Origin of the sequence: Salinicola halophyticus, assembly GCF_003206695.1 — a bacterium.
Classification (GTDB): Bacteria; Pseudomonadota; Gammaproteobacteria; order Pseudomonadales; family Halomonadaceae; genus Salinicola; species Salinicola halophyticus.
In genome coordinates this window covers 18,005-42,350 of record NZ_PZJN01000010.1, presented here as the reverse complement: position 1 = coordinate 42,350, position 24,346 = coordinate 18,005, and the positions used below count along the sequence as shown (strand labels likewise).

Here is a 24,346-nt window from a genome sequence, read left to right as displayed (position 1 = left end):
GATGGCGTTTTTCTCCCGGCAGGACGACAACCAGCCACTGAGCGGCCGCATGGCCCTTGGCGTCGAGTACGATGGCACGCATTACTGCGGCTGGCAGCGCTTGCGCCACGCCGCCTCGGTGCAGGGCGCGCTCGAGACCGCATTGAGCAAGATCGCCGACGCGCCGGTGCGTGTTCTCTGCAGCGGGCGAACCGATAGCGGCGTCCATGCCACGCGTCAGATCGTTCACTTCGATGCGCCGGTGCTGCGGTCCCAGAAAGCGTGGCTCTACGGTGCCAATGCCAAATTGCCGCGGGATATCGCAGTGCGCTGGTTGACCCCGATTGCCGACGACTTTCATTCGCGGTTCTCGGCACTGGCCAGGCGTTACCGCTACGTCATTCTCAACCAGCCGACGCGACCGGTCATGGAGCGTCACAACGTCACCTGGTGTCGAGAGCCGCTGGATGCCGATCGCATGCATCGGGCCGCCCAGGCGTTGATCGGCGAGCACGATTTCTCGAGCTACCGGGCGGCCAGCTGTCAGTCGAACGTTCCCATTCGTCATCTACACTTCATCGACGTCCGTCGTTTCGGGCCGCTGGTGATGATCGACGTCCAGGCCAACGCATTTCTTCACCACATGATTCGCAACCTTGCCGGCGTGCTGGTGGCGGTCGGGCGTGGCGACCAGGACGAGGACTATCCGGCACGCCTGTTGGCGCTGCGGGATCGCAGGCGTGGCGATGTCACCGCGCCGGCCTGCGGGCTGCATTTCGTCGATGTACGCTACGATGAGCGCTTCGAGCTGCCGGAAGAACCGGTGGGGCCGAATCTGCTGGCCTTCCTGGGTGAGTGGACCGGCGAACGTGGCGAGATACCCGACACCCCGCTGATGCGCCGCCGGCGGGTGTGGCCGAAGTGGATCGATGACCAGGGGCGGGTCGTCGACCACCATCCCCATGCGGATCTGGAGGTTTCTTCATGAACCCGGTCAGAATCAAGATATGCGGCATGACCCGCCGCGAAGACATCGCCGTGGCCGTCGCCGCCGGGGCCGATGCGCTGGGTTTCGTGATGTGGGACGGTAGCGCGCGGGCGATCGATACCGATACGCTGGCGGCACTGAGTGCTACGGTGTCGCCCTTCGTGACGCGTGTGGGTCTGTTCGTCGACCCGAGCGTGGCGGATGTCGAGGTCTGCCTGCCATATCTCGATCTGCTGCAGTTTCATGGCGACGAATCGCCAGATTTCTGCGCGCGCTTCGGCAAGCCTTGGATCAAGGCGCTACGCATGCGTGACGAGCTCGATCTCCACGCCGCGGCGGCAACCTATGCCGGCGCCGGTGCCCTGTTGCTCGATGCCTATCGTCCCGGCGTTCCGGGTGGCACCGGCGAGACGTTCGACTGGCGCCGCATCCCCGGCGATCTGGCAAAACCTGTTATCCTCGCCGGGGGGTTGACGCCGGACAACGTTGCCGACGCGGTGGCGCAGGTACGACCCTATGCGGTCGATGTTTCCGGCGGGGTCGAGGCGCTGAATGCCGCAGAGCCCCAAGACGTGACCATTGCGGTCGACGCCGGCGATGCCGTTTACGCCGCGACAGCCCAAAAAGGCATCAAGGATCCGCTGCGGGTCCGCGCCTTCTGCGAACGGGTGCAGGCAGTCAACGCCTCGCTCGCGGGGGCGCCGTCCGCGGCCGACTCCCTTGCTCCCCATTCATCCGCCACATCATGAGGGTCCCTTCGTGAGCCGATTCCACGACTTGACGCAACTTCCGGACGCTCGCGGCCACTTCGGCCCTTACGGTGGCCGCTTCGTTTCCGAGACCCTGAGTTTCGCCCTCGAAGAGCTCGAGACCATCTACGCGAGCCTCAAGGACGACCCCGAATTCCAGGCCGAGTTCGACCGTGATCTGAAGCATTACGTCGGCCGGCCGTCGCCGCTCTATCACGCCGAGCGCTGGTCTCGCGAGATCGGCGGCGCCCAGATCTGGCTCAAGCGCGAAGATCTGAATCACACCGGCGCGCACAAGGTGAACAACACCATCGGTCAGGCCCTGCTGGCCAAGAAGTCCGGCAAGCCCCGAGTGATCGCCGAGACCGGCGCCGGCCAGCACGGCGTCGCCACGGCCACGGTCGCCGCGCGGCTGGGGCTGAAGTGCGAAATCTACATGGGCGCCGAAGACGTCGAGCGTCAGAAGCTCAACGTCTACCGCATGCATCTGCTGGGCGCCAAGGTGGTGCCGGTGGAGTCCGGCTCGCGCACGCTCAAGGATGCGATGAACGAGGCGCTGCGGGACTGGGTGACCAACGTCGACGACACCTTCTATATCATCGGCACGGTGGCCGGCCCGCATCCGTATCCGATGCTGGTGCGTGATTTCAGTGCCATCGTCGGCCGCGAAGCGCGCCAGCAATCGCTGGAACAGATCGGCCGGCTGCCGGACGCGCTGGTGGCCTGCGTCGGTGGCGGTTCCAACGCCATGGGGCTGTTTTACCCGTTCGTCGAGGATGACGATGTCATCATGTACGGCGTCGAGGCCGGCGGTGAAGGCGTTGCCACCGGACGCCACGCCGCGCCGTTGACCGCCAATGCGCCGCGCGGCGTGCTGCACGGTAACCGGACCTACCTGATGTCCGACGAAGGCGGCCAGGTCGCCGATACGCAGTCGATCTCCGCCGGGTTGGATTACCCCGGCGTCGGCCCCGAGCACGCGCTGTGGAAGGATGTCGGCCGCGTCCGTTACGTGGCGGCGGACGACAACGAGGTGCTGGCGGCGTTCCGCGAGTTGACGCTGGTCGAGGGCATCATGCCGGCACTGGAATCCGCGCATGCCCTGGCACACGCCAAGAAGCTGGCGGGAGAGATGTCGCCGGACCAGCATATCGTCGTCAACCTTTCCGGCCGTGGCGACAAGGATATTCACACCGTCGCCAAGCTCGACGGCATCGAATTTTGACTGGGGTCGACATGAATCGAACCGTATCCAACCGCATCGACCGGCGCTTCGCGGCGCTCAAGGCCCAGGGTCGCACGGCGCTCATCCCCTATATTACCGCTGGCGACCCGGCGCCCGCGCACACGGTCGATTTCATGCACGCCTGCGTGGAAGCCGGTGCCGATGTGATCGAGCTCGGCGTACCGTTCTCCGATCCGATGGCCGACGGCCCGGTGATCCAGAAGGCCTGCGAGAGAGCGCTCAAGCACGGTACGCGACTGCAGCACGTGCTGGAGATGGTCGCCGAGTTTCGCCAGCGCGACGATGACACGCCGGTGGTGCTGATGGGGTATCTCAATCCCATCGAGCGAATGGGCTACGACGTCTTCACGCGTCAGGCTCAGGCTTCCGGCGTCGACGGCGTACTGGTTGTCGACATGCCGCCTGAAGAGGCTGGCGACAACGCCGCGCTGTTCGCCGAACACGGGCTGCAGTCGATCTTCCTGCTGGCGCCGACGACCTCCGACGCGCGAGCCAAGGCGATCTGCGAGCATGGCGAAGGCTATCTCTACTACGTATCGCTCAAGGGTGTGACCGGAGCCGCCACGCTGGATGCCGACGCCGTCGGCGAGCAGCTGGCAAAGCTTCGTCGAGTCACCGAGCTGCCGCTATGCGTCGGTTTCGGCATTCGCGACGGCGCCACCGCAGCGGCCATCGGCCGGGTTGCCGACGGTGTGATCGTGGGTAGCGCGCTGGTTGGCCGCATCGCCGAGCGCGCCGATGACCCGGCGTCGATACCCGCTGCGCTGAAGTCGATTCTCGGCGAAATGCGCGAAGCGCTCGACCGTGAGGCGGCCCACTGAGCCGACGCCGTCGATTTGATATCATTCGGTATTCGAAGTCTGCGTGACAGCCGTTTTCGTGATGGCTTTGGTTACCACTTTCTCTTTTGGCAAATAGGGAATCGTTCCTGACATGAGCTGGCTAGACAAGATCGTCCCGTCGATGAGCCGCACCCAGCGCAACGACCGCCGCGCCAGCGTGCCGGACGGCCTGTGGCGCAAGTGCCCGAACTGTGAAGCGGTGCTCTATCTCCCCGAGCTGGAAAAGCACCAGAACGTTTGCCCCAAGTGTCAGCATCATCTGCGGCTGACAGCGCGCAAGCGCCTCAACTGGTTCCTCGATGCCGAAGGGCGTGAAGAGATCGCGGGCGATCTTCAGCCGAACGATCGACTCAAGTTCCGCGATTCCAAAAAGTACAAGGATCGCCTGACCTCGGCCCAGAAAGCGACCGACGAGAACGATGCGCTGATCGCCATGCGCGGCACGCTTGATGGCCTGCCTGTCGTCGCGGTGGCGTTCGAGTTCTCGTTCATGGGCGGTTCCATGGGCGCCGTGGTCGGCGAGAAGTTCGTGCGTGCCGCCACGCTGGCGCTCGAGAACGAGATCCCGCTGGTCTGCTTTGCCGCTTCCGGTGGCGCGCGCATGCAGGAAGCGCTGTTCTCGCTGATGCAGATGGCCAAGACCTCCGCGGCGCTGGAGAAGCTCAAGCTGGCGGGTGTGCCCTACATCTCCGTGCTGACGGATCCGGTCTTCGGCGGTGTCTCGGCCTCGCTGGCGATGCTGGGCGATCTCAACGTGGCGGAACCCAACGCGCTGATCGGTTTTGCCGGTCCACGCGTCATCGAGCAGACCGTGCGCGAAACGTTGCCGGAAGGCTTCCAGCGCAGTGAATTTCTGCTCGAGCACGGCACCGTCGACATGATCGTTTCGCGGACCGAGCTGCGTGAGCGGCTGGGCAGCATTCTGCGCAAGCTGACGCATCAGCCCGCGATCGGTCAGGCGGTAGAAGAATCGCCGGATTTCTCGCCGCTGACCGAAGAACCGAAAGCTTCCCAGGCACCGCGTTAAGGGCTCTTCATTAATGAGCGCCACCCTAAACGACTGGCTGACTCGTCTTGAGCGTCAGCATCCCGTCGCCATCGATATGGGGCTCGAGCGGGTGGCGGTCGTCGCCGCCCGGCTGGGTTTGAGCGACCGGCCGATCGCGCAGCGCGTGGTGGCCGTTGCCGGAACCAACGGCAAGGGTTCCACCGTGGCCATGCTCGAACGGCTGGCGCGGGCTCACGGCCTGACCACGGCCAGCTATACCTCGCCTCATCTGCTGCGCTACAACGAGCGTCTCTGTTTCGACGGCGTGGCGGCCGATGACGCCACCCTGATCGACGGCTTCGAACGTGTCGAGACGGCACGCCTGGCCGGCGAGCCCATCAGTCTGACCTATTTCGAAGCGGGCACGCTGGCAGCGCTGGTGGCGATCAGTGAGGCCCGTCCCGATCTCGCCATTCTCGAAGTCGGACTTGGCGGGCGCCTGGATGCGGTCAACGTGATCGACAGCGATGTCGCCGTCATCACTACCATTGCTCAGGATCATGCGGATTTTCTCGGCACCGATCTCGACGGAATCGGCTTCGAGAAAGCCGGCATCCTGCGGCAGTCGAAGCCGGCGGTGCTCGGTAGCCGTGAATTGCCCGCCAGTATTTTGCAGCGGATCGAAGCGCTGGCCGTGAACGACCACTGGCTCGGCCGGGATTTCGATCATGTCGAGGGCGGCGATGGGACGTGGCGCTGGCAGGGCAGAGCGGGTTCGGGCGATCGCTATCACCTCGATAGCTTGCCCGATCCCGGCCTGCCGCTTGACAATGCCGCCGTCGCGCTTCAGACGCTGGACCTCTGCGGTGTGACGCCGCGGACTGCCGAGTCCCGACTGGCGATGTCCGATGTTGGGCTGGCTGGCAGGCTGCAGTGGCGGGGGAATTGGTGCTTCGACGTGGCACATAATCCACACGCAGCTCGATATGTGGCCTCGCGCCTGGCTCGGCGTCCAAGACCCTCGCGACGCATAGGCCTGCTCGGTGTGCTCAAGGACAAGGATGCCGAAGCGCTGGTCGAAGCACTGCAACCCGTGATCGATGTGTGGCTGCCGGTGGGACTGCCGGGACCGCGGGGTCGTTCAGGCGAGGAGCTGGCTGAAATCATCGCTTGCGGGGGCGCGCAGGCGTTGTCACCGGCCTCGTCCCCGGCAGCGGCCGTCGACTGGTTGGTATCTCGGCTTGCCCCCTATGAAGAAGTGTTAGTATGCGGTTCGTTTCTGACTGTCGCTGGCGCGCTCGAAGCGTTCCAGACGCCACGGGATGACGAATTGCGGTGAAGTCGATCACTGGCTGTCGAAGCCTGTCTAAGGAGTTCCAGGTGCTATCAAGGAGGTCCAGGTCCTATGAAATATGGATGGCGTGAACGTATCAGCGGCGCGGTCATACTCGTCGCATTGGGGGCCATTTTTCTGCCGATGCTGTTCGATGACCCCGAGCCGCGTCAGCAGGAGCCCGGGCCCGTCATGGTCATCGAGCAGCCGGTCGGTGGCGGAGAAACGCGTCAGCGCATCATCGAGTCGCCACAGCCTCCGACCTCGGTCGCCGACGGTGGTAGCCAAGGCTCGGGTAGCCAGAGCTCGGGTAGCCAGGGTTCTGGTAATCCGGACAGCTCCAGCAGGAATTCCAGCGATGACCGTATCGGCAGCAACCCGGTGCCCGAGCCGGATACTCGCAGCCAGTTGAATGCCGGTAGCGAAGATTCGTTCGGCCAGGGCAATGCTGCCACCGGCAGCGGTAGTTCGGACGACCCGATCGCTGATATCGCGCAGGCTGAGCAAACACAGCCCGAACCGGAACCAAGCAAACCGGCCTCGACGCAGCAGGCGTCTACGCCGGAACGCACTTCGGCGAGCAGCGACGGCGGCTGGGTGGTGCAGGTCGGCAGTTTCGGCCAGTCCGGCAACGCCACACGCCTGGCGGCGAAGCTCAAGGATCAGGGCTTTACGGCCTATTCGCAGCCCCGGGACAATAATCTGACCACGGTGTACGTCGGGCCTTTCGAATCGTCGGACGCGGGCGAGAAAGCTCGCGCCGAGCTCAAGCAGGCGGCCAACATCCAAGGGCTGCTGATCCGCAAACCGGGTAGCTGATGACATTGACCTGGCTCGACTATGTTTTCCTGCTGGTATTGACGGTATCGATGCTGGCAGGTTTCATGCGCGGCCTGGTGAGGGAGGCGTTGGGACTTGGTGCCTGGATCGTGGCGCTGCTCGCGGCACGGGTCTTCGCCAAACCGATCGCCGATCTGCTGGAACCCTACATCTCGCATCCCGATGCGCGACTGGTACTGGGGTTCGTGCTGGTCATCTTCATCGTGGTGATGATCTGCGGTTTCATCATCCGGCTGCTCAATGCGGCGATCGAATGGGTCGGCATGGGCTTTTTCAACCGCGTGGCCGGGGCGATCTTCGGTCTGGCTCGCGGTGCGGCGATTCTGATTATCGTCACGGTGGTCATCGGGCTGACACCGCTGACGCAGCTGGGGGCGTGGCAACAGGCGCAGTTGCGACCGTCGTTCGAATCGCTACGCGAATGGGCGGTCGTGCAGTTGCAGAGTTGGGATGTCGATGCCACGGCCGCCGAGGACGCCATGCGGCAGTTGCCGATGACGCTGCCGGGAAGCGACAGCGCTTTACCCAGACCTTCACACAGCTCTTCATACAACTCTTCATCTAGCTCTTCATACAGTCGGGACGGGAAAGGCGTGACGATTGACGTTCCTGTTCCGGCCGAGAAACCGGCTCCCTGAAAGGGGCGCGACCAAGCGAGGTAAGGCGGCATGTGCGGTATCGTAGGCCTCATGGCCAATGAAGCGGTCAATCAGTTGATCTATGACGCGTTGACGGTTTTGCAGCACCGCGGACAGGATGCCGCCGGCATGATGACCTGGGATGAGGGTCGCTTTTTGCTGCGCAAGAACAACGGGCTGGTGCGTGACGTGTTTCATACGCGTCACATGAAGCGTCTGCAGGGCCATGTGGGTATCGGCCATGTGCGCTACCCGACCGCCGGAACGGCGAGCGAGGCCGAATCCCAGCCGTTCTACGTCAATTCCCCCTATGGCATCACGTTGGCCCACAACGGCAATCTGACCAACTCCGACCAGCTCAAGCAGGAGCTGTTCTCCTCGGACCTGCGTCATATCAACACCAGCTCCGATTCCGAGGTGCTGCTCAACGTGTTTGCCCACGAGTTGGGCAAGCAGGGCGTGACATTGACGCCGGAAGACATCTTCGATGCCGTTCGGCGCGTCCACCGCCGTTGCAGTGGCGGCTACGCTGCCGTGTCGATCATCAACGGCTTCGGCCTGGTGGCGTTTCGCGATCCGCATGGTATCCGCCCGGTGGTCTACGGCACCCGTGAGACCGCGGAGGGCCAGGACGTGATGATCGCCTCCGAATCGGTGGCGCTCGACGTGGCCGGCTTCGAACTGGTGCGAGATCTGGCGCCGGGCGAGGCGATCTTCGTCGACATGGATAACAATATCCATACCCAGCTGTGTGCCGAGAAGTCGCGTCTGACGCCGTGTATCTTCGAGCACGTCTATCTGGCGCGGCCCGATTCCATGCTCGACGGCGCCTATGTTTACGGCACCCGGATGCAGATGGGCCGCAAGCTGGGCGATCGCATCCAGCGCGAATGGCCGGATCACGACATCGACGTGGTGATCCCGATTCCCGATACCTCGCGGACCACGGCGCTGGAACTGGCCCAGCACATCGGCGTGACCTTCCGCGAAGGCTTCATGAAGAACCGCTATATCGGCCGGACGTTCATCATGCCGGGCCAGACCCAGCGCAAGAAGTCGGTCCGCCAGAAGCTCAACGCCATTGCCAGCGAATTCGCCGGCAAGAACGTGATGCTGGTGGACGACTCGATCGTGCGCGGGACGACCTGCAAGCAGATCATCCAGATGGCGCGCGATGCCGGTGCCAACAAGGTCTATTTCGCCTCGGCGGCACCGGCGGTGCGCTATCCCAACGTCTATGGTATCGACATGCCGGTGGCCACCGAACTGGTCGCTCACGGGCGTACCGATGCCGAAGTCGGTGAGCTGATCGGCGCCGATCGGTTGATCTATCAGGATCTGGAGGATCTCAAGGCGGCCTGCCGCGAGGTCAATCCGGCGCTCGACGATTTCGACTGTTCGGTGTTCGACGGTAACTACGTCACCGGCGATGTCGACGATGCCTATCTGGCGGCGCTGGAAGCGGCACGAAACGACGCCGCCAAATCCGGTCGCGAGAGCCTCAACGCCGTCGTCGATCTGCACAATGACAGTGAAGACGACTGATAGCCCAGACGATTGAACCTTTCGGCCCGGTGATACCTTGACCGGGTCCTGTCTTTTCGGGAGCTGCTGGATGAGTTTTGACGACGATCTCACGCCGGGGTTGGAAACGCCGGGCTCGGAAACATTAGGCCTGGAGACGCTTGCCATTCGCGCGGGGCATGAGCGTACCCACGAGCAGGAGCACGGCGAGCCGATCTTCCCGACTTCCAGCTTCGTCTACGGCAGCGCGGCGGAAGCGGCGCGCAAGTTCAAGGGCGAGGAGCCGGGCAACGTCTACTCCCGCTTCACCAACCCGACGGTGCGCAACTTCGAGCAGCGCCTGGCGGCACTCGAGGGTGGCGAACGTTGCGTTGCCACCAGCTCGGGGATGGCGGCGATTCTCTCCACGGTGCTGGCACTGCTGAAAGCCGGCGACGAGGTGATCGTCTCGCGTTCGGTGTTCGGTTCGACCATTGCCCTGTTCGACAAGTATCTGGCCAAGTTCGGCGTCGTGCCGCGCTATGTCGAGTTGAACGATCTGACGCAATGGGAAGCCGCGATCACGCCCAATACCCGGCTGCTGTTCGCCGAGACGCCTTCCAATCCGCTCAACGAGCTGGTCGACGTCGCGGCGCTGGCCGAGCTGGCGCATCGGCACGGCGCTTGGCTTGCGATCGACAACTGCTTCCTGACCCCCGTGTTGCAGCGGCCGCTGGATCTGGGTGCCGATCTGGTCATTCACTCCGCCACCAAGTATCTCGATGGTCAGGGGCGGGCGATCGGTGGCGCCGTGGTGGGTCGCAACGCCGAGCTCGAGCAGCTTTACGGCGTGGTGCGTACCTGTGGTCCGTGCATGAGTCCGTTCAACGCCTGGATATTTCTCAAGGGCCTGGAAACGCTCAGCCTGCGCATGGATGCCCATAGTCGCAATGCGCTGGCATTTGCCCAATGGCTCGAATCCCAACCTGCCATCGAGCGTGTCTATTACAGCGGCCTCGAGAGCCATCCTCAGCACGCATTGGCCAAGCGTCAGCAGAAGGGATTCGGCGCCGTCATGGGCATCGAGGTGAAGGGCGGCCAGGAGGCCGCATGGAAGGTCATCGACAATACGCGCGTGATGTCGATTACCGGCAATCTGGGCGACGTCAAGACGACGATCACCCATCCCGGCACGACCACCCATGGCCGTCTCACCGACGAACAGCGCGCCTCCGCCGGTATCCGTGACGGCTTGATACGCATCGCGGTCGGGCTGGAAACGCTGGATGATCTCAAGGCCGATCTCGAACGGGGTCTGAAGCTGCTGTAGCTGTCGGCTCGGGTTCGACCCGGCGTCTTCGACCCGTGGTCTTCGGCAAGCCTTTACTGACTAGGGCAAAGCCCGCAACGGCGGGATTCAGATTGCAGACGAAGCTCTGGCGTTTTCGCTGGGGCTTTGTCGTTTCTGGGCTTTGTCATTTCTGGACGTCGACTGCCGGCGGGCTATTTCTCTGTATTCCCATCTCTGTCTATTGATCGTGCATAGGGCCATACTGGTTGTCGCGTCAGCTTGACCGTCTGATGAATCAGTTCGTAGCCCAGCAGTCGGGTTGGCAACATTGGCTGTAGGTTTGTGAGGAATAGGTCATGAGTAAAGGACAGGACAGCAAGAAAAACGCCAAGAAGAAACCTCTACTGACAGCGAAAGAGAAGAAGGCTGCAAAAGCGTCAAAGAAAGCGACAACCAATGTGTTGGGTAACTAGCGCTGCCTTAGCCATCGATTCTTCGATGGCTTTATTCTGAATATCCATACCCATTTCGAGCGCTGCCTTCACGCGTTCCCCAAATAGCGCGTCACTTCCCGGCGGTCGCGGCGATGCTTCCAGCGCCGAACCCAGCGACCGCGACACCACAGCGAACCGCGCCAGGCGATATCGCGCAGGTCACCCAGATTAAGCGCCTTCCAGCGTTCGAACTGATCATAGTGAAGCGTGCGGGCTTCCCCGCTGATCGCTTGACTCAGGGATTCCAGCAGCAGGGCGGCACGCTCTCGCGCCGTCGGCATCTCGGCGAGCCCGGCGGGATTCTCTCTCGCCAGAAACAGGCATGGGTCCTGTTGGCTGCGCAGCCTCGTATCGACGGCAAACCCGCCGCTCTCGTCGCGGGTCAGGTTGAACAATGCCAGCGCCGGCGACGGTCGTAGATGATCGGTCACCAGCAGCAGGTCGGCATCGACCGCGCTACCGTCGTCCAGAATCAACTGATTGCGATCATAGCGGGTCGCCGTTGCTACCAGCTCCAGACGCAGCCCTCGACGAAGGAGTCGTTGCATCAACCAGCGGTTGGCGCGTCGGCAGGCGCCGGGGATAGGGCGACGGTCGTTGTCGATCAGCGTGACCGGCAGCCGGCGGCCGTAGCGCTCGCCCAGCGCCAGCAGGTTGGCCGCGAGTTCGACACCGGCCGGGCCGTCACCGATGACGGCAACGCTGGGCAGCTCGGCTGCCGCATCGGCAAGTTGCGTTTCCAGTCGCTGGCGTAACGACCACAGATCGTCGGCCGAGGCGGTGAATACACCCTTGGCGGTGTAGAAGCCGGGAATGGCATGTTCGTCGACGACCGTGGGGAGATCGACCGATAGCCAGTCATAGTCGAGCTGACGACTATCATCGAGCGTGATCCGGCGGTGCTGCCGATCGACTTCCAGCACTTCCGCCACGAGATGGGTGCCACCGTGGGCGGCGATGCGAGCCGCGGGCAGGCGGACATCATCGAGCTGCCATTCGCCGCCGAGCATGCCACCGAGCCAATCGGGGAAGGCGAAGTCCTGCCGCGTCACCAGTGTCACGTTGGCGCCTTGCCGAGCGAGACGTTGGGCATGGGCGGCAATGTGAAGATGGCAATCACCGTTGCCGACGAGTACGACGTTGACTTGCCGAGTACCGGGGTGACCCGGAGCGGAGCGATCTTTATCGGGAAGCGCCGAGCGGTGGCGATCGGTAGATGACGGCTGAGTTTCTGGCATGCCTCGATCCGGGCAGGAAGTCGAACTTCAGTCTAGCATGGAGAGCGGGTGGGGCTTGAAGACGTCGTTTTTCGTCTGCACTTCTTCAGTCGTCGTTCGGCCCCATCGATCTCGAATCCAAGGAGAATGTTCATGGCACGTCATATTCTGCCGCAACCCGGCCTGGGAACCTATCGCCTCAAGGAACAGGCGGTGATCGATTCGGTGACCTCGGCGCTCGAGCTCGGCTATCGCCATCTCGATAGCGCTCAGATGTACGAAAACGAAGTCGCCGTGGGCAAGGCGATTCGGCAAAGCGGCATTGCTCGGGACGAGCTGTTCATCACGACCAAGATCTGGTGGGACAAGCTCGAGCCGAAGGCGTTGACTGCCGCCGTCGAACAAAGCCTGGAGAACTTCGGCCTCGAGCAGCTCGATCTGGTCCTGATTCACTGGCCGTCACCCGATGACGAGGTGCCGATGGCCGATACCATCGCCGCGCTCGATGCCGTTCGAGCCCGCGGCCTCACGCGATATATCGGAGTTTCCAACTTCACCGTTGCCCAGATCGATGAAGCCCTCGGCCTGCCGGGCGGCGAGAACATCGTTACCAATCAGATCGAGGTGCATCCGTTTCTGGCCAATCGAAGGCTGGTCGAACACTGTCAGGCGAAAGGCCTGGACGTGACCGCCTACATGCCGCTGGCGGTGGGCAAGGTGATGGACGATCCCGTGCTCAAGCGCATCGCCGAGGCCCATGACGCCTCTCCGGCGCAAATCGCCCTGGCCTGGATCGCGGCGCGGGATATCATCGTGATTCCGTCCTCGACCAAACCGGCCAATCAGAAGTCGAACCTCGAGGCGATCGACATTCGTCTCAGCGACGACGAGATTGAGCAGATCGACCGTCTCGATCGGGGCGACCGCCAGGCCAATCCTTCGTTCGCACCGAAATGGGATGAGTGACGCCTGAATTTTTGCCACTTCCGTGGGTCTCAGGAGCGTTACCGTCTCAAGAGGAATAGCGATGCGTACGCGAACGATGGGTAGGCGACTGGCGTCTTGCCTGTGTGTGGGTTTGCTGGCCGGCGGCCTGACATTACCGGTCTGGGCTCAGGCCCAGAGCCAGAATCAGGAGCAGGAGCAGGAGCAGGAGCAAGAAAGTGGAGGCGGTGCCAATGACTCCAGCCTCGCCGTTCAGCAGGATAGCGATGAGCCTCAAGCACCGGCCAATGCGTCGCAGGTCGATCACGACTCGATCGAGAAGTCCGGGGGCGTGGGGCGAGAGAATGCCGGCTTCACCGATGGCGGCGCCCAGACGCCGGTCGATCAGCGACCCAACGCGCTGAGCTTCGACCAGCTCGATGTCGATGGTGATGGCGTGATCGACGAGGAAGAAGCCGTCAGCGCCAATCAGCAGACGATGTTTCAGCAGCTCGGTGATTCCAAAGCGGGCGGTGTCACGCGAGAGCGGTTCGAGCAGGCGATGGGCACCGATACGCTGACCGAATGATGTTCGCCAGCCATCACGCTCACGACGTCATGGCGTTAACGTACGAGACATCGATGGCGGTATGACGCAAAAAAATCCCGGCCTAGGCCGGGATTTTTTCGATCTGCCACGTCATTTCCGCGTCGGATCAGGTTCAGTCGACCACCGCTGCGATCGCCTTGGCCACGTAGGGCAGGTTCTCGCTAGTGAAGCCGGCAACGTTGGCCCGGCCCGAGCCAACCATATAGATGCTGAACTCGTCGCGCAGACGCTTGACCTGCTCGGTGGACAGGCCGGTGTAGGAGAACATGCCGCGCTGCTCGGCCACGTGAGCGAAGCGCTGATCGAGCCCGTAGGGTTTGAGCGAATCGACTAGATCGCGACGCAGCGTATTGATGCGATCGCACATCTCGGTCAGTTCGCTTTTCCAGAGCTGGGTCAGTTCCTCTGACTCGAGGATGTCGACCACGATGGCAGCGCCGTGAGACGGTGGCGTGGAGTAGTTTTCGCGGGCGACGATCGCCATCTGGGAGCGAACGTTTTCCATCTGCTCGGCGGTCTTGGCAATCACGATCAGGCAGCCAGTGCGCTCGCGGTAAAGACCGAAGTTCTTCGAGCAGGAGCTGGTGATCAGCATCTCGTCGAGATTGTCGGCCAGCAGGCGGGCGCCGAAAGCGTCGACATCCAGACCGTCACCGAAACCCTGGTAGGCGAAGTCGACCAGCGGCAGCAGCTTTCGCTCCTGAACAACGGCCAGCACCTGACGCCACTGATCCTGATTCAGATCGAAGCCGGACGGGTTGTGGCAACAGGCGTGGAGCAGCACGACATCGCCCTGCGGAATCTGCTTGAGCGCCGTCAGCATGCCGTCGAAATCGAGGCGATTATCGGCATCGACGTAGGGATAGCGCTGGATCGGAATCTCGGCGCCTTCGAAGATGCCGATGTGATTGGGCCAGGTCGGGTTGGAGAGCCACACACTCTTGCCCGGCAGCTGGGTACGGATGAAATCCGCCGCCAGACGCAGCGCGCCAGTGCCGCCCGGTGACTGGGTGGCACTGGCGCGATTGGCGGCCAGCACCGGTGAGCCGGCACCCAGCACCAGGGGCAGAATCGCCTTGCCGTAGCGCGGATCACCGTGAGAGCCGATATAGCTCTTGGTCGTCTCGCTCTTCAGCAGGCGCGCCTCCGCCTGTTTCACCGCGCGCATGATCGGGGTGTGACCATCGGGATCCCGATAGACGCCGACCCCGAGATCGACCTTCTGCGGATTGGAATCCTGATTGTAAGCTTCGATCAGTCCAAGGATGGCGTCTCCGGGAACCCGCTCGATCTTCTCAAACATTAGCGTGCACTACCTCGCTGTTTCTGGGGACCATGACGATCTTTTGACAACTCATGGCATGATGCCACTGCCCATGGCGATCCGCCACTCGGGCCGGGCCGGCGCCTGCGAACGCCTGGTCGAAGCGGCGGCTGTTCGAAGCCCACCACCTACTCGAATCCAACGACTATTCGGATCCAATGACTACTCGAATCCCACGACCTCGTGCGGCACGTAGGGCGCCTCGAGCTGCCAGACCTCGTCCGCCGTCAGCGTGATCTCCAGTGCGGCCAGCGCCTGGTCCAGATGATGCGATTTGCTGGCGCCGACGATCGGTGCGGTAATGCCGGGCTTTTGCAGCACCCAGGCCAGCGCGATCTGCGCGGGCGAAACGTTGCGGGACTCGGCGACCTTCTGCAGCGCCTCGATCACCGGGGTGTCGCGATCGAGGCCCAGCTTCCAATTGCGCATCTGCTCGTCGCTCTTGGCGCGGGTGGTGCTGCCTTCGCTGCCCACCGGCTTGCTGCCGGCGAGAATGCCGCGAGCCAGCGGGCTCCAGGGAATGACACCCACGCCCTGGTCGAGGCACTGCGGAATCATCTCGCGCTCTTCCTCGCGGTAGATCAGGTTGACCATCGGCTGCATCGTCGCGAACTTCGTCCAGCCATTGCGCTCGGCAACGTACTGAGCCTTGGCGAACTGCCAGGCATGCATGCTGGATGCGCCGATGTAGCGTGCCTTGCCCGCCTTGACGACCTCATGGAGCGCTTCCATGGTTTCTTCGATGGGCGTGTCGTAATCCCAGCGATGGGTTTGGTAGAGATCGACGTAATCCATGCCCAGGCGCTCGAGCGAGGCATCGATGGCGTGGTGGATGTGCTTGCGCGACAGCCCGCGCTCGTTGGGAGATTTATTGCCGGTCGGGTTGTAGACCTTGGTCGCCAGCACGACCTCTTCCCGCCGCGCGAAATCCTTCAGTGCCTTGCCGACGACGCGTTCCGACTCGCCGTCGGAATACATGTCGGCGGTGTCGAAGAAATTGATCCCGGCATCGAGTGCCTGCTGGATGAAAGGGCGGCTCTGACTGTCGTCCAGAACCCAGTCGCGCCACTGGGGCGTGCCGTAGGTCATGGTGCCGAGACATAAAGGAGAAACCTTGAGGCCGGTGCGGCCGAGACGACGATATTCCATGCTGAAGCTCCCGGTGAAATATGGATGTTGGGCGTCATTCACCATAGCACTCCTTTGCCGCGGGTGAAGCCATCGACCCGATGAGCCGGGCATCGTCAGCCCGGGCTCGGCCTGGGATCGGCCCGCGTGTGGATCGAGTCGGCAAAATCCGCTAATCGGCTAGCGCTATCCCGGTCACCGGTTGCCGGCCGGCAATCGCGCTGGTATAGTACGTCCCGCTCGGCAACGTCTTGAAGAGACAGGCTTTGTCGGCTTTCGATCTCATCCATGTGATTGCTAGATCCGGCATTGATGAATCGAGCTATGGTGGCCCTTACCGGTCCTCCCGCAACGCAAAACCGCAAACCCCGCCAGGCCCGGAAGGGAGCAACGGTAGTGGTGGTCGCGTGTGCCGGGATGTGGCTGGTCGGGGCCGCCTCCATTTTGAGCCTCTGTTCAATTTGGCCAGCGATGGATTGATTCAGGCGACCAAGTCGCCGCCTCCCGCCTCGTCAGTTTTCTCCCGACCCTGCTAGAATGGCCCGATCACTGTCGGATCTTCCGGATCATCGACGCTGGCACGCACGTTTCGACCGTGGTTTCGATATGAGCTTTGATCGTGCCCGCGCCGACTCCTTTCGATCACGCCTAGCCGCGAGCCTATCAGCGAGGAGTATCGCGCCGCATGAGTTATCAGGTTCTGGCCCGTAAATGGCGCCCGCGTACCTTCCACGAACTGGTCGGTCAGGAGCATGTCAGCCGTGCGCTGGTCAATGCGCTCGATCAGGGGCGATTGCATCACGCCTATCTGTTCACCGGTACCCGCGGTGTCGGCAAGACGACGCTGGCGCGCATTCTGGCCAAGTGTCTCAACTGCGAGCAGGGCGTAACCTCGAAGCCGTGTGGCCAGTGCCAGACCTGCCGCGATATCGACAGCGGCCGTTTCGTCGATCTGATCGAGGTCGACGCCGCCTCGCGCACCAAGGTGGAAGATACCCGCGAACTGCTGGACAACGTGCAGTACGCGCCGACCCAGGGGCGTTATAAGGTGTACCTCATCGATGAGGTGCACATGCTGTCGACGCATAGTTTCAACGCGTTGCTCAAGACGCTGGAAGAGCCACCGCCTCACGTCAAGTTTCTGCTGGCGACCACCGATCCGCAGAAGCTGCCGGTGACGGTGCTGTCGCGCTGCCTGCAGTTCACGCTCAAGAACATGCCGCCGGAACGGGTCGTCGAGCATCTGACCCGTGTTCTCGAAGCCGAGCAGGTCGCTTTCGATCCCCAGGCGTTATGGCTGCTCGGCAAGGCGGCCGACGGCTCGATGCGCGATGCCATGAGCCTGACCGATCAGGCCATCGCCTTTGGTGACGGCGAAGTGCGGCGCGAAGACGTGGCCGCCATGCTCGGCACGCTGGACCACGCGCATCTCATCGCGCTGGCCCAGGCGCTGGCGGATGTCGACGCCGAACGGCTGCTGGCCGAGGTCGCGGCGCTGGCAGAACAGGGGCCCGATTTTGCCGGGGTGCTCGATGAACTGTCCGGGCTGATGCATCGGCTGGCCATCGCGCAGATGGTTCCCGGCGCCCTGGACAATGGCCACGGCGATCGCGACGAACTGCTGGCACTGGCCGGGCGCTTCACGGCTGAGGACGTTCAGCTCTATTACCAGATCGCGCTGCAGGGGCGAGGAGACATCGACAACGCCCCGGATACCCGCTCGGCGCTGGAAATGACGCTGCTGCGCATGCTGGCGTTCCGGCCTCAGGGCGTGCCGACACCGCCGCAGACCGATCTGCCGCTGCGGGGCAGCCAGCACGCTGGCGGCCAGCCCGAAGTGGCGCGCCAAACCGCGAGCCAGCAGGCGCCCGGCCATCAGGAGATGAATCGGCCTGAGGTTGCACCGTCAGCGGTAGATCAGTCAGAAGGTGCTAGCTCAGAAGGCGGTCCGTCAGAAACGGACCAGTCACGGCCTGGTCAGCGAGAAGAGATCGAGACAGCGACCGGTGAGGGCGAAGAACCCGTTCAAGCGGAGGATCAGGTCGAGCAGAATGTCGCCCCGGCCCAGTCGGTGACGAATGACAGCCCGCCGGCGATGGATGACCGGCCGCCATGGGCGACTGATGCCGAGCCCGTCGAGGCGCGGCAAGAAGGGGTGTCAGCGCCGGAAACGCCGGTATCCCCGGCGGCTCGGGGACCGGAATCCGCGTCGGCAGACGTGCCATCCAGTGACGCCGTCGATGCCGCGGATCGCGTCGATGACGATCACGACGATGATGGTGCCGGCAATATCGAGACCGAGAGCGATTTCGCTACCGAAACCGAATTCGATAGCAACGCCAATTTCGACGACGGCGATAATTTCGATAACGGCGCCAGTGTCGATAGCGATGCTTACGCCTGGGCAGAGCGGGCGGATTCGCTGTCGCACGCTGCGCCTGCGCCACAGACCGAATTGGCGCCCTCTCTGCCAACGTCGAATGATGAGGTCGAAGCGACGCCGCAACTCGCATCGGCGGTCGACGAGCGCGAACCGATCGCCCAGACGGCTGCGGCCGCCGCGACGGAGCCGCTCGATCACGCGCGGTGGCTGGCGCAGTTCGACCAGCTCGACATCGGCGGCCTGACCCGCAATCTCGCTGCGCACTGCGTCGTCGACAGCGACGATGGCAGCGTGCTCAGGATCACGCTGGATCCGGGGCAGTCGGCGATGCTGTCGGAGCTTCATGTCGAACGTATCCGCAAGGCCCTGGCGGGGCTCGGCTATGTCCGCCGCCTAGAGATCGATGTCGCTGAGCTGGATGGCGCTCGCGAAACCGCCAAGGCCAAGCGCGACCGCGAGTCACGCGAACGCCATCTCCGTGCCGTTGAAGCGCTCCGGGGTGACCCGCATATTCAGGAACTGGAGGCGCGTTTCGGCGCCCGTTTGATCGAAGAGAGCGTCACCACCGCACGTGTGTGACGCTCGCAAGCCATGGATTCAATCTCGAAGGAGTTCGTCATGTTCAAGGGTGGCATGGGCAACCTGATGAAGCAGGCTCAGGAAATGCAGGAAAAGATGCAGCAGGTTCAGGAAGAGATCGCCCAGATGGAAGTGTCGGGTGAGGCCGGAGCCGGCATGATCAAGGTCACCATGAACGGCCGTCATGATGTCAGCCGGGTCGAGATCGATCCGTCGCTGATGCAGGAAGACAAGGAGCTGCTCGAGGATCTGCTGGCAGCGGCGGTCAACGACGCCTCACGCAAGGTCGAGACCCAGTCCAAGGCACGGATGGAAGAGGTCTCGTCCGGGCTCGACCTGCCCGCCGGGATGAAGCTGCCGTTCTGATGAGCTTTTCTCCGCTGGTCGAGCAATTGCTGGAGAGTCTGCGAGTTCTGCCCGGTGTCGGACCGAAGACCGCCCAGCGCATGGCACTGCATCTGCTGGAGCGCGATCGCGACGGCGGGCGGCGGCTTTCCGAGGCGCTGACCCAGGCGATCGAACGGGTCGGCTATTGCGAACGATGTCGCACGTTGACCGAAGAGACGCTGTGTGGCGTCTGCCAGGATCCGCGTCGCGATTCGGCGCTGCTCTGCGTCGTCGAGTCGCCGGCCGACATGCTGGCGATCGAGCAGGCCGGAGGGTATCGCGGCCAGTACTTCGTGCTGCATGGTCACCTGTCGCCGCTCGACGGCATCGGGCCCGACGATATCGGCCTGGACCAGCTGGAGCTGCGACTCTCCCACGAAACCGTCAGCGAGATCATCCTGGCGACCAACCCGACCATCGAGGGCGAAGCGACCGCGCACTACATCTCCGAGCATCTGGTGGGTCGCGAAGCGACCGTTTCACGTCTGGCCTATGGTGTGCCCATGGGTGGCGAGCTCGAGTACGTCGACGGTGGCACCTTGAGCCGAGCGTTCCAGGGTCGGCAGCCGTTTTCCCACGAATGAGACATTGCCGCGATGCCCGCGCTTTTGCCGAGACCGGCCATCTCGTGGCCTGCCACGGGTCGCGCGCGTGGCCGCAAGGAACCTGAATGAGTTTTGAGTATTCGCTACATTGGGTCGATACCCCGGAAGAGTTGCAGGCTGCTCATGATGCACTGATCACGGCGGATGTCGTGGCGCTGGATACCGAGTTCTTCCGTGAATCCAGTTTCTTTCCGGTGCCGGCGCTGCTTCAACTGACGGCGGGGGACGTGGTCTACCTGATCGATCCGCAGGCGGTGGCGGTCAGCGAGGCGTTCCAGCTGCTGCTGAGCGGAGGGCCGCTGAAGCTGATTCACGCGTGTAGCGAGGATCTCGACGTGCTGTCGCTGTGGGCGGGCGTCACGCTGGCGCCACTGGTGGATACGCAGGTTGCCGAATCTTTTCTGGGCACCGATGCGGCAATGGGCTATCGACGGCTGGTCGCGCAGCGCTGCAATGTCGATCTGCCCAAGGAAGAGACGCGTTCCAACTGGCTCGACAGGCCGTTGACGCCGGCCCAGCTCGATTACGCCGCGCTCGATGTGGTGTTTCTCCCGGCGATCTGGGAACAGCAGCGTCAGGCGCTGATTCAGCTGGGGCGCGAAGATTGGCTCGCAGAGGAGTGCGCGGCGCTGAGTCTGGGTCGCGATGAGGCTGCCCACGAGCAGTGGTACACCCGGCATCGTCAGCTATGGCGCCTGACGCCGCGCCAGATCGAAGCGTACCGTGAACTCACGCTCTGGCGCGAGGACGAGGTGCGGCGTCGCGACGTGCCGCGCGGGTGGCTGGTCAAGGACAATCTGCTGTTCGCGATCGCCGAAGCGATGCCCCAGAATCGTTATGAGCTGGCGGCCATCGACGGCATGACACCTGGTCTGATCAAGCGCGAGGGCGACGCGCTGCTGGCGCTGGTGAAGACGGCTCATCATCGTGACGAATCCGATCTTGGCGAACCGCTGCCGGTGCCGACCACCTCTGCGTTCAAGCGCCGGCTGAAGGCTTTGAAACAGGTGGTTCAGGCGCGCGCCGAGGCGCTGGGTGTAGCGCCGGAGCGTCTCGCCAATCGGGCGGAAATGGAAGCGCTGGTCAGCGCTCATCTCAGCCAGGCACCGTTGCCGTTGCCGAGTGGCTGGCGCGGAGAGCAGCTTTCGGCGCCATGGCAGCAGGCGCTCGCCGAGCAGGCCACGGCGTGAGCGACTCGCGCCGGGGCGTCAATGACCCCAGTGTCGACCCAAGCGTCGCGGATCGATTGATCTGCGAGGTGGTCAAGAGCCCGAGACGCGACGAGATGTATCTCTATCTCGACAAGGCCCAGGGCATGACGCCGGTGCCACCGGCGTTGCGCGAGCAGTTTGGTCCGCCGATTGCCGTAATGACGATGTTGTTGCGGCCCGAGCGCCCGCTGGCTCGCGTCGATGTGGCCCAGGTGCTGGCGGCGATCCGCGAGCGGGGCTTCTATCTGCAGATGCCGCCGGCCAAGGATCCGGAAATGCTGGACCTGTTCACTCCGCGAGATGGGTGATCCTGACGGGTCTGGCCCAGGTTCACTGCAACTCCTGGTGCCAAAGGTCCGTTCCCAAACTCTGTTCACAAGCCCTGTTCAAAAGCCCTGTGAGGAAATCGATATGCGCGAACGATTCTGGGAGCGCTTTTCTCTCGAGGAACTGACGCAACCCGAATGGGAGGCGCTTTGCGACGGTTGCGGCAAGTGCTGCCTGGTCAAGATGGAAGACGCGGATACCGGCGATGTCGCCACGCTCAATGTGGCTTGCCGACTGCTGGACATCGGTAGCTGTCGCTGCAGCGACTACGACAACCGGTTTGAAAAGGTTCCGGAGTGCACTCAGCTCAGTCTCGATAATATCGATGAGTTCCACTGGCTACCGCACAGCTGCGCTTATCGACGTCTTGCCGAGGGCCGCAAGCTGGCGAGCTGGCATCCGTTGCGCAGCGGCAATGATCGCCGCATGCACGAACGTCAGATGAGCGTGCGCCACTTTGGCGTCAGCGAGGCCGAGGTCGATGAGGCCGACTACGAGGCGCATATCATCGACATCATTCCGCTCGACGAACGGCCCTAGGTTTTGTCTGAAAACTGCCTGCGCTCGGCCACGCTGGCCATGATGGGGTTAGCGATCGTTCCGCTGGGCGATCGCGGTCGGCTTTTCGGGCGAGTCAGGCGATGCCGCATCCAGTCTCTGCCCTAATCCCAGGGCCCACAGCACGAAAGCATCCTGACGCGCGTTATCCCGCCACGCCTTGAATCGACCCGAGGCGCCGCCGTGTCCGGCCGCCATGTCGGTTCGTAGAACGATCGGCCCCCGGGCGCTGCCAAGCTCGGTCATGCGCGCGTAGAGCTTGGCGGGCTCCCAGTACGGAACGCGCGAATCGTGCCAGCTCCCCTGCAGCAGTACGCTGGGGTAGGGCTGGGCGGTGAGATTGTCGAGCGGTGAATAGTCGCGAATGCGTCGCCGCGCGGCGGGCTCGTCCGGGTTGCCCCATTCGGTGTACTCAGCGGTGGTCAGCGGTAGATCGGGGTTTTCCATGGTGCGCAGTACATCGACGAACGGCACGTCGAGTACGGCCGCGCAGAATGCCTCCGGCTCGATATTGAGGCTCGCCCCGACCAGCAGGCCGCCGGCACTGGCGCCGTAGGCCGCGATTCGACCGGGGTCGGAAAGCCCTTCTCCTACCAGCGCATGGCGTGCCGCCAGAAAGTCCTTGAAGCTGTTTTCCTTATGCTCGAGTTTGCCCGCCAGATACCACGGTTCGCCACGATCACCGCCACCGCGGACATGGGCGACGGCGAACGCGACGCCGCGTGAGAGCAATTCTAGACGCGCAATCGAGAACCAGGGATCCAGCACTTCGCCATAGGCGCCATAGCCGTAGAGTAGCGTCGGCATCGGTGACTGGCCGAGCCTGTCGGCTCTTGCAACCACCGAAACGGGTATGCGTTCGCCGTCGTGGCCCTCTGCCCAGAGCCGGCGACAGGCCAGATCCTCTGGCCGTAGGTCGCCATGCAGAGGCTGAGCCTTGAGCAGGCGCTGCTCGCCGCTGTCGAGATCGTGCTCGATCCAGCGCCCCGGCAGAGTGAAGGACTCCTCGCGCAGAAGCAGCTTGCGGGTATGGAAATCCGGGGTGTCGCCGAGCGCAAGGCTGCAGGGTGCATCGAATAAAGGGAGTCGCTTACCGGGCGTTTCGTTCGCCGTCAGCGCGATACTGGCAAGCTCTTCACTGGAGGGTTCGGCATCGTGCGCCAGCTCGATCACGCGCAGATAGACCTGTGCCTCGTGATGGTCGCGCTCGGTGACGACCAGGCCCCAGCCGAAGGCGTCGACCCCTTCGAGCGTGACGTCATCGCGGTGCGGGATCAGCGGCGTCCAGGCATCCGGGCGCGAGACCGGCGCGCTGTCCAGCCGGAAATGGGAGCCTTCGCGGTTGTGCAGCACATAGAAGGTATCGGCACGATGCTCGAGGGCATATTCGACCCCGGTCTCTCGCGGCCGTACGCATGCCGGCGGCGTCAGCGGGGCATGGGCCGGTATCAGATGACATTCGGCGGTGTCCTTCGAGGCGGTCTCCAGCATCAGCCACTGACGCGAGCGGGTCTTGCCCAGCCCGACCCAGAATTCGACGTCGGTCTCCTCGAAGATCTTCACGCTGTGATCGTCCTCGGGGCGCAACAGCCACACGCTGGCCGGGCGCTGGGTGGCGTCGTAACGCGTGAAGAACAGGGTGCGATTGTCTTCCGCCCATACCAGGTCCGGCCCGATGCGCCGGCGCAGTCGTTGCGGTTCGCCGTCCGGCAAGCGCTTCAGGTAGAGATCGAAATATTCGTTGCCGCTGGCGTCTTCGGTCCAGGCCAGCCACTCCTCGTCGGAGGAGATCGCCATGTCGCCGAGCTCGAGAAAATCGTGGGCCTGCGAGCGGGCCTCGAGATCGAGCAGCAGCTCGGGAGCGGTGGTGCTGTCCAGCGTCTGGCGCCACCACAGCGGATAATCGGCATCGCTGGCGGTCTCGCTCCAGTAGCGAAAGCGTTCCAGCGCCGTCGGCAAGCCGGTGACCTGAAGCTCGCGCCGTGCCAGATGGCCTTCATAGAGCGCCTCTTCGAGGGCCTTCAGAGGCGCGAAAAAAACATCGCTTTCACGGTTGGCAGCCCGCAGGAAAGCCTTGACCTGAGGATCGTCTCGCGACTCCAGCCAGTGCCAATCGGGGTCGTCACTGCGACGAAAGTGAATCGCGGGAGGCGTCGATGTCGTCTGCGAGCGGGTCATGATCGGGCAGAATCCTTGCGAGCG

Annotated in this window: 22 protein-coding genes and 1 other RNA gene; 19 read left to right on the top strand and 4 right to left on the bottom strand. The window is 63.3% G+C overall.

Annotated features, from left to right (window positions below; all coding sequences use genetic code 11):
- Position 1: 1 nt before the first annotated feature.
- The 10 genes from truA (at position 2) to DOM58_RS16180 (ending at position 10,436) form a co-directional block, all read left to right on the top strand.
- Positions 2–967, top strand: a complete 966-nt coding sequence (gene truA, locus DOM58_RS16225) for a tRNA pseudouridine(38-40) synthase TruA (protein WP_110693744.1) — start codon at positions 2–4, stop codon at positions 965–967.
- Positions 964–1,716: a phosphoribosylanthranilate isomerase gene (locus DOM58_RS16220; protein ID WP_110693743.1), complete on the top strand. Its 753-nt coding sequence runs from the start codon at positions 964–966 to the stop codon at positions 1,714–1,716. Before truA ends, DOM58_RS16220 begins: the two co-directional genes overlap by 4 nt.
- Positions 1,717–1,726: 10 nt before the next feature.
- The gene (gene trpB, locus DOM58_RS16215) at positions 1,727–2,941 is read left to right on the top strand and encodes a tryptophan synthase subunit beta (protein ID WP_075561705.1); all 1,215 of its coding nucleotides are present in this window, start codon (positions 1,727–1,729) and stop codon (positions 2,939–2,941) included.
- A gap of 11 nt (positions 2,942–2,952) precedes the next feature.
- Positions 2,953–3,783, top strand: a complete 831-nt coding sequence (gene trpA / locus DOM58_RS16210) for a tryptophan synthase subunit alpha (RefSeq protein WP_110693741.1) — start codon at positions 2,953–2,955, stop codon at positions 3,781–3,783.
- A gap of 112 nt (positions 3,784–3,895) precedes the next feature.
- Positions 3,896–4,831 carry an acetyl-CoA carboxylase, carboxyltransferase subunit beta gene (accD, locus tag DOM58_RS16205; protein WP_245392302.1) on the top strand — a complete coding sequence of 312 codons (936 nt, stop codon included), beginning with the start codon at positions 3,896–3,898 and terminating at the stop codon, positions 4,829–4,831.
- 13 nt (positions 4,832–4,844) lie between these two features.
- Positions 4,845–6,131 (top strand): bifunctional folylpolyglutamate synthase/dihydrofolate synthase, encoded by a 1,287-nt coding sequence (locus DOM58_RS16200; RefSeq protein ID WP_110693740.1) that lies wholly within the window; start codon positions 4,845–4,847, stop codon positions 6,129–6,131.
- Between the two features lie 66 nt (positions 6,132–6,197).
- Positions 6,198–6,944: an SPOR domain-containing protein gene (locus DOM58_RS16195; RefSeq protein ID WP_110693739.1), complete on the top strand. Its 747-nt coding sequence runs from the start codon at positions 6,198–6,200 to the stop codon at positions 6,942–6,944.
- Positions 6,944–7,603 carry a CvpA family protein gene (locus tag DOM58_RS16190; RefSeq protein ID WP_110693738.1) on the top strand — a complete coding sequence of 220 codons (660 nt, stop codon included), beginning with the start codon at positions 6,944–6,946 and terminating at the stop codon, positions 7,601–7,603. Before DOM58_RS16195 ends, DOM58_RS16190 begins: the two co-directional genes overlap by 1 nt.
- Before the next feature lie 30 nt (positions 7,604–7,633).
- Complete coding sequence (purF, locus tag DOM58_RS16185) at positions 7,634–9,148, top strand: amidophosphoribosyltransferase (RefSeq protein WP_075561710.1); 1,515 nt, start codon at positions 7,634–7,636, stop codon at positions 9,146–9,148.
- A 70-nt stretch (positions 9,149–9,218) separates the two neighbouring features.
- Positions 9,219–10,436 (top strand): O-succinylhomoserine sulfhydrylase, encoded by a 1,218-nt coding sequence (locus DOM58_RS16180; protein WP_110693737.1) that lies wholly within the window; start codon positions 9,219–9,221, stop codon positions 10,434–10,436.
- Positions 10,437–10,938: 502 nt separating this feature from the next.
- Here the strand turns inward: DOM58_RS16180 and DOM58_RS16175 are convergent.
- Entirely contained in the window at positions 10,939–12,129 is a 1,191-nt protein-coding gene (locus DOM58_RS16175; RefSeq protein WP_110693736.1) for an NAD(P)/FAD-dependent oxidoreductase, read from the bottom strand.
- A 132-nt stretch (positions 12,130–12,261) separates the two neighbouring features.
- On the opposite strand from DOM58_RS16175, the gene dkgB reads away from it, so the two are divergent.
- Positions 12,262–13,074, top strand: a complete 813-nt coding sequence (gene dkgB / locus DOM58_RS16170) for a 2,5-didehydrogluconate reductase DkgB (protein ID WP_425353402.1) — start codon at positions 12,262–12,264, stop codon at positions 13,072–13,074.
- 61 nt (positions 13,075–13,135) lie between these two features.
- Positions 13,136–13,621, top strand: coding sequence for an EF-hand domain-containing protein (locus DOM58_RS16165; protein WP_157957570.1), 486 nt, complete (start codon positions 13,136–13,138; stop codon positions 13,619–13,621).
- A 133-nt stretch (positions 13,622–13,754) separates the two neighbouring features.
- Here the strand turns inward: DOM58_RS16165 and DOM58_RS16160 are convergent, their stop codons facing one another.
- Both DOM58_RS16160 and DOM58_RS16155 read right to left on the bottom strand, forming a co-directional pair.
- The gene (locus DOM58_RS16160; protein WP_110693733.1) at positions 13,755–14,945 is read right to left on the bottom strand and encodes an amino acid aminotransferase; all 1,191 of its coding nucleotides are present in this window, start codon (positions 14,943–14,945) and stop codon (positions 13,755–13,757) included.
- A gap of 183 nt (positions 14,946–15,128) precedes the next feature.
- Entirely contained in the window at positions 15,129–16,115 is a 987-nt protein-coding gene (locus DOM58_RS16155) for an aldo/keto reductase (protein ID WP_110693822.1), read from the bottom strand.
- Between the two features lie 314 nt (positions 16,116–16,429).
- On the opposite strand from DOM58_RS16155, the gene ffs reads away from it, so the two are divergent.
- The 7 genes from ffs (at position 16,430) to DOM58_RS16120 (ending at position 22,126) form a co-directional block, all read left to right on the top strand.
- An RNA gene (gene ffs / locus DOM58_RS16150) (signal recognition particle sRNA small type) lies at positions 16,430–16,526 on the top strand.
- A 253-nt stretch (positions 16,527–16,779) separates the two neighbouring features.
- On the top strand, positions 16,780–19,056 hold the full coding sequence (dnaX, locus tag DOM58_RS16145; RefSeq protein ID WP_110693732.1) for a DNA polymerase III subunit gamma/tau: 2,277 nt from the start codon (positions 16,780–16,782) through the stop codon (positions 19,054–19,056).
- Positions 19,057–19,095: 39 nt separating this feature from the next.
- Positions 19,096–19,422, top strand: a complete 327-nt coding sequence (locus DOM58_RS16140; RefSeq protein ID WP_075561717.1) for a YbaB/EbfC family nucleoid-associated protein — start codon at positions 19,096–19,098, stop codon at positions 19,420–19,422.
- Positions 19,422–20,027, top strand: a complete 606-nt coding sequence (gene recR / locus DOM58_RS16135; RefSeq protein ID WP_075561718.1) for a recombination mediator RecR — start codon at positions 19,422–19,424, stop codon at positions 20,025–20,027. Before DOM58_RS16140 ends, recR begins: the two co-directional genes overlap by 1 nt.
- An 86-nt stretch (positions 20,028–20,113) precedes the next feature.
- Positions 20,114–21,238, top strand: coding sequence for a ribonuclease D (locus DOM58_RS16130; RefSeq protein WP_110693731.1), 1,125 nt, complete (start codon positions 20,114–20,116; stop codon positions 21,236–21,238).
- Complete coding sequence (locus DOM58_RS17780) at positions 21,235–21,567, top strand: YcgL domain-containing protein (RefSeq protein ID WP_280951149.1); 333 nt, start codon at positions 21,235–21,237, stop codon at positions 21,565–21,567. The genes DOM58_RS16130 and DOM58_RS17780 overlap by 4 nt, the downstream gene beginning before the upstream one ends.
- A gap of 103 nt (positions 21,568–21,670) precedes the next feature.
- Complete coding sequence (locus tag DOM58_RS16120) at positions 21,671–22,126, top strand: YcgN family cysteine cluster protein (RefSeq protein ID WP_075561721.1); 456 nt, start codon at positions 21,671–21,673, stop codon at positions 22,124–22,126.
- Positions 22,127–22,174: 48 nt separating this feature from the next.
- Here the strand turns inward: DOM58_RS16120 and DOM58_RS16115 are convergent, their stop codons facing one another.
- Positions 22,175–24,322 (bottom strand): S9 family peptidase, encoded by a 2,148-nt coding sequence (locus DOM58_RS16115; RefSeq protein WP_110693729.1) that lies wholly within the window; start codon positions 24,320–24,322, stop codon positions 22,175–22,177.
- Between the last annotated feature and the right edge of the window lie 24 nt (positions 24,323–24,346).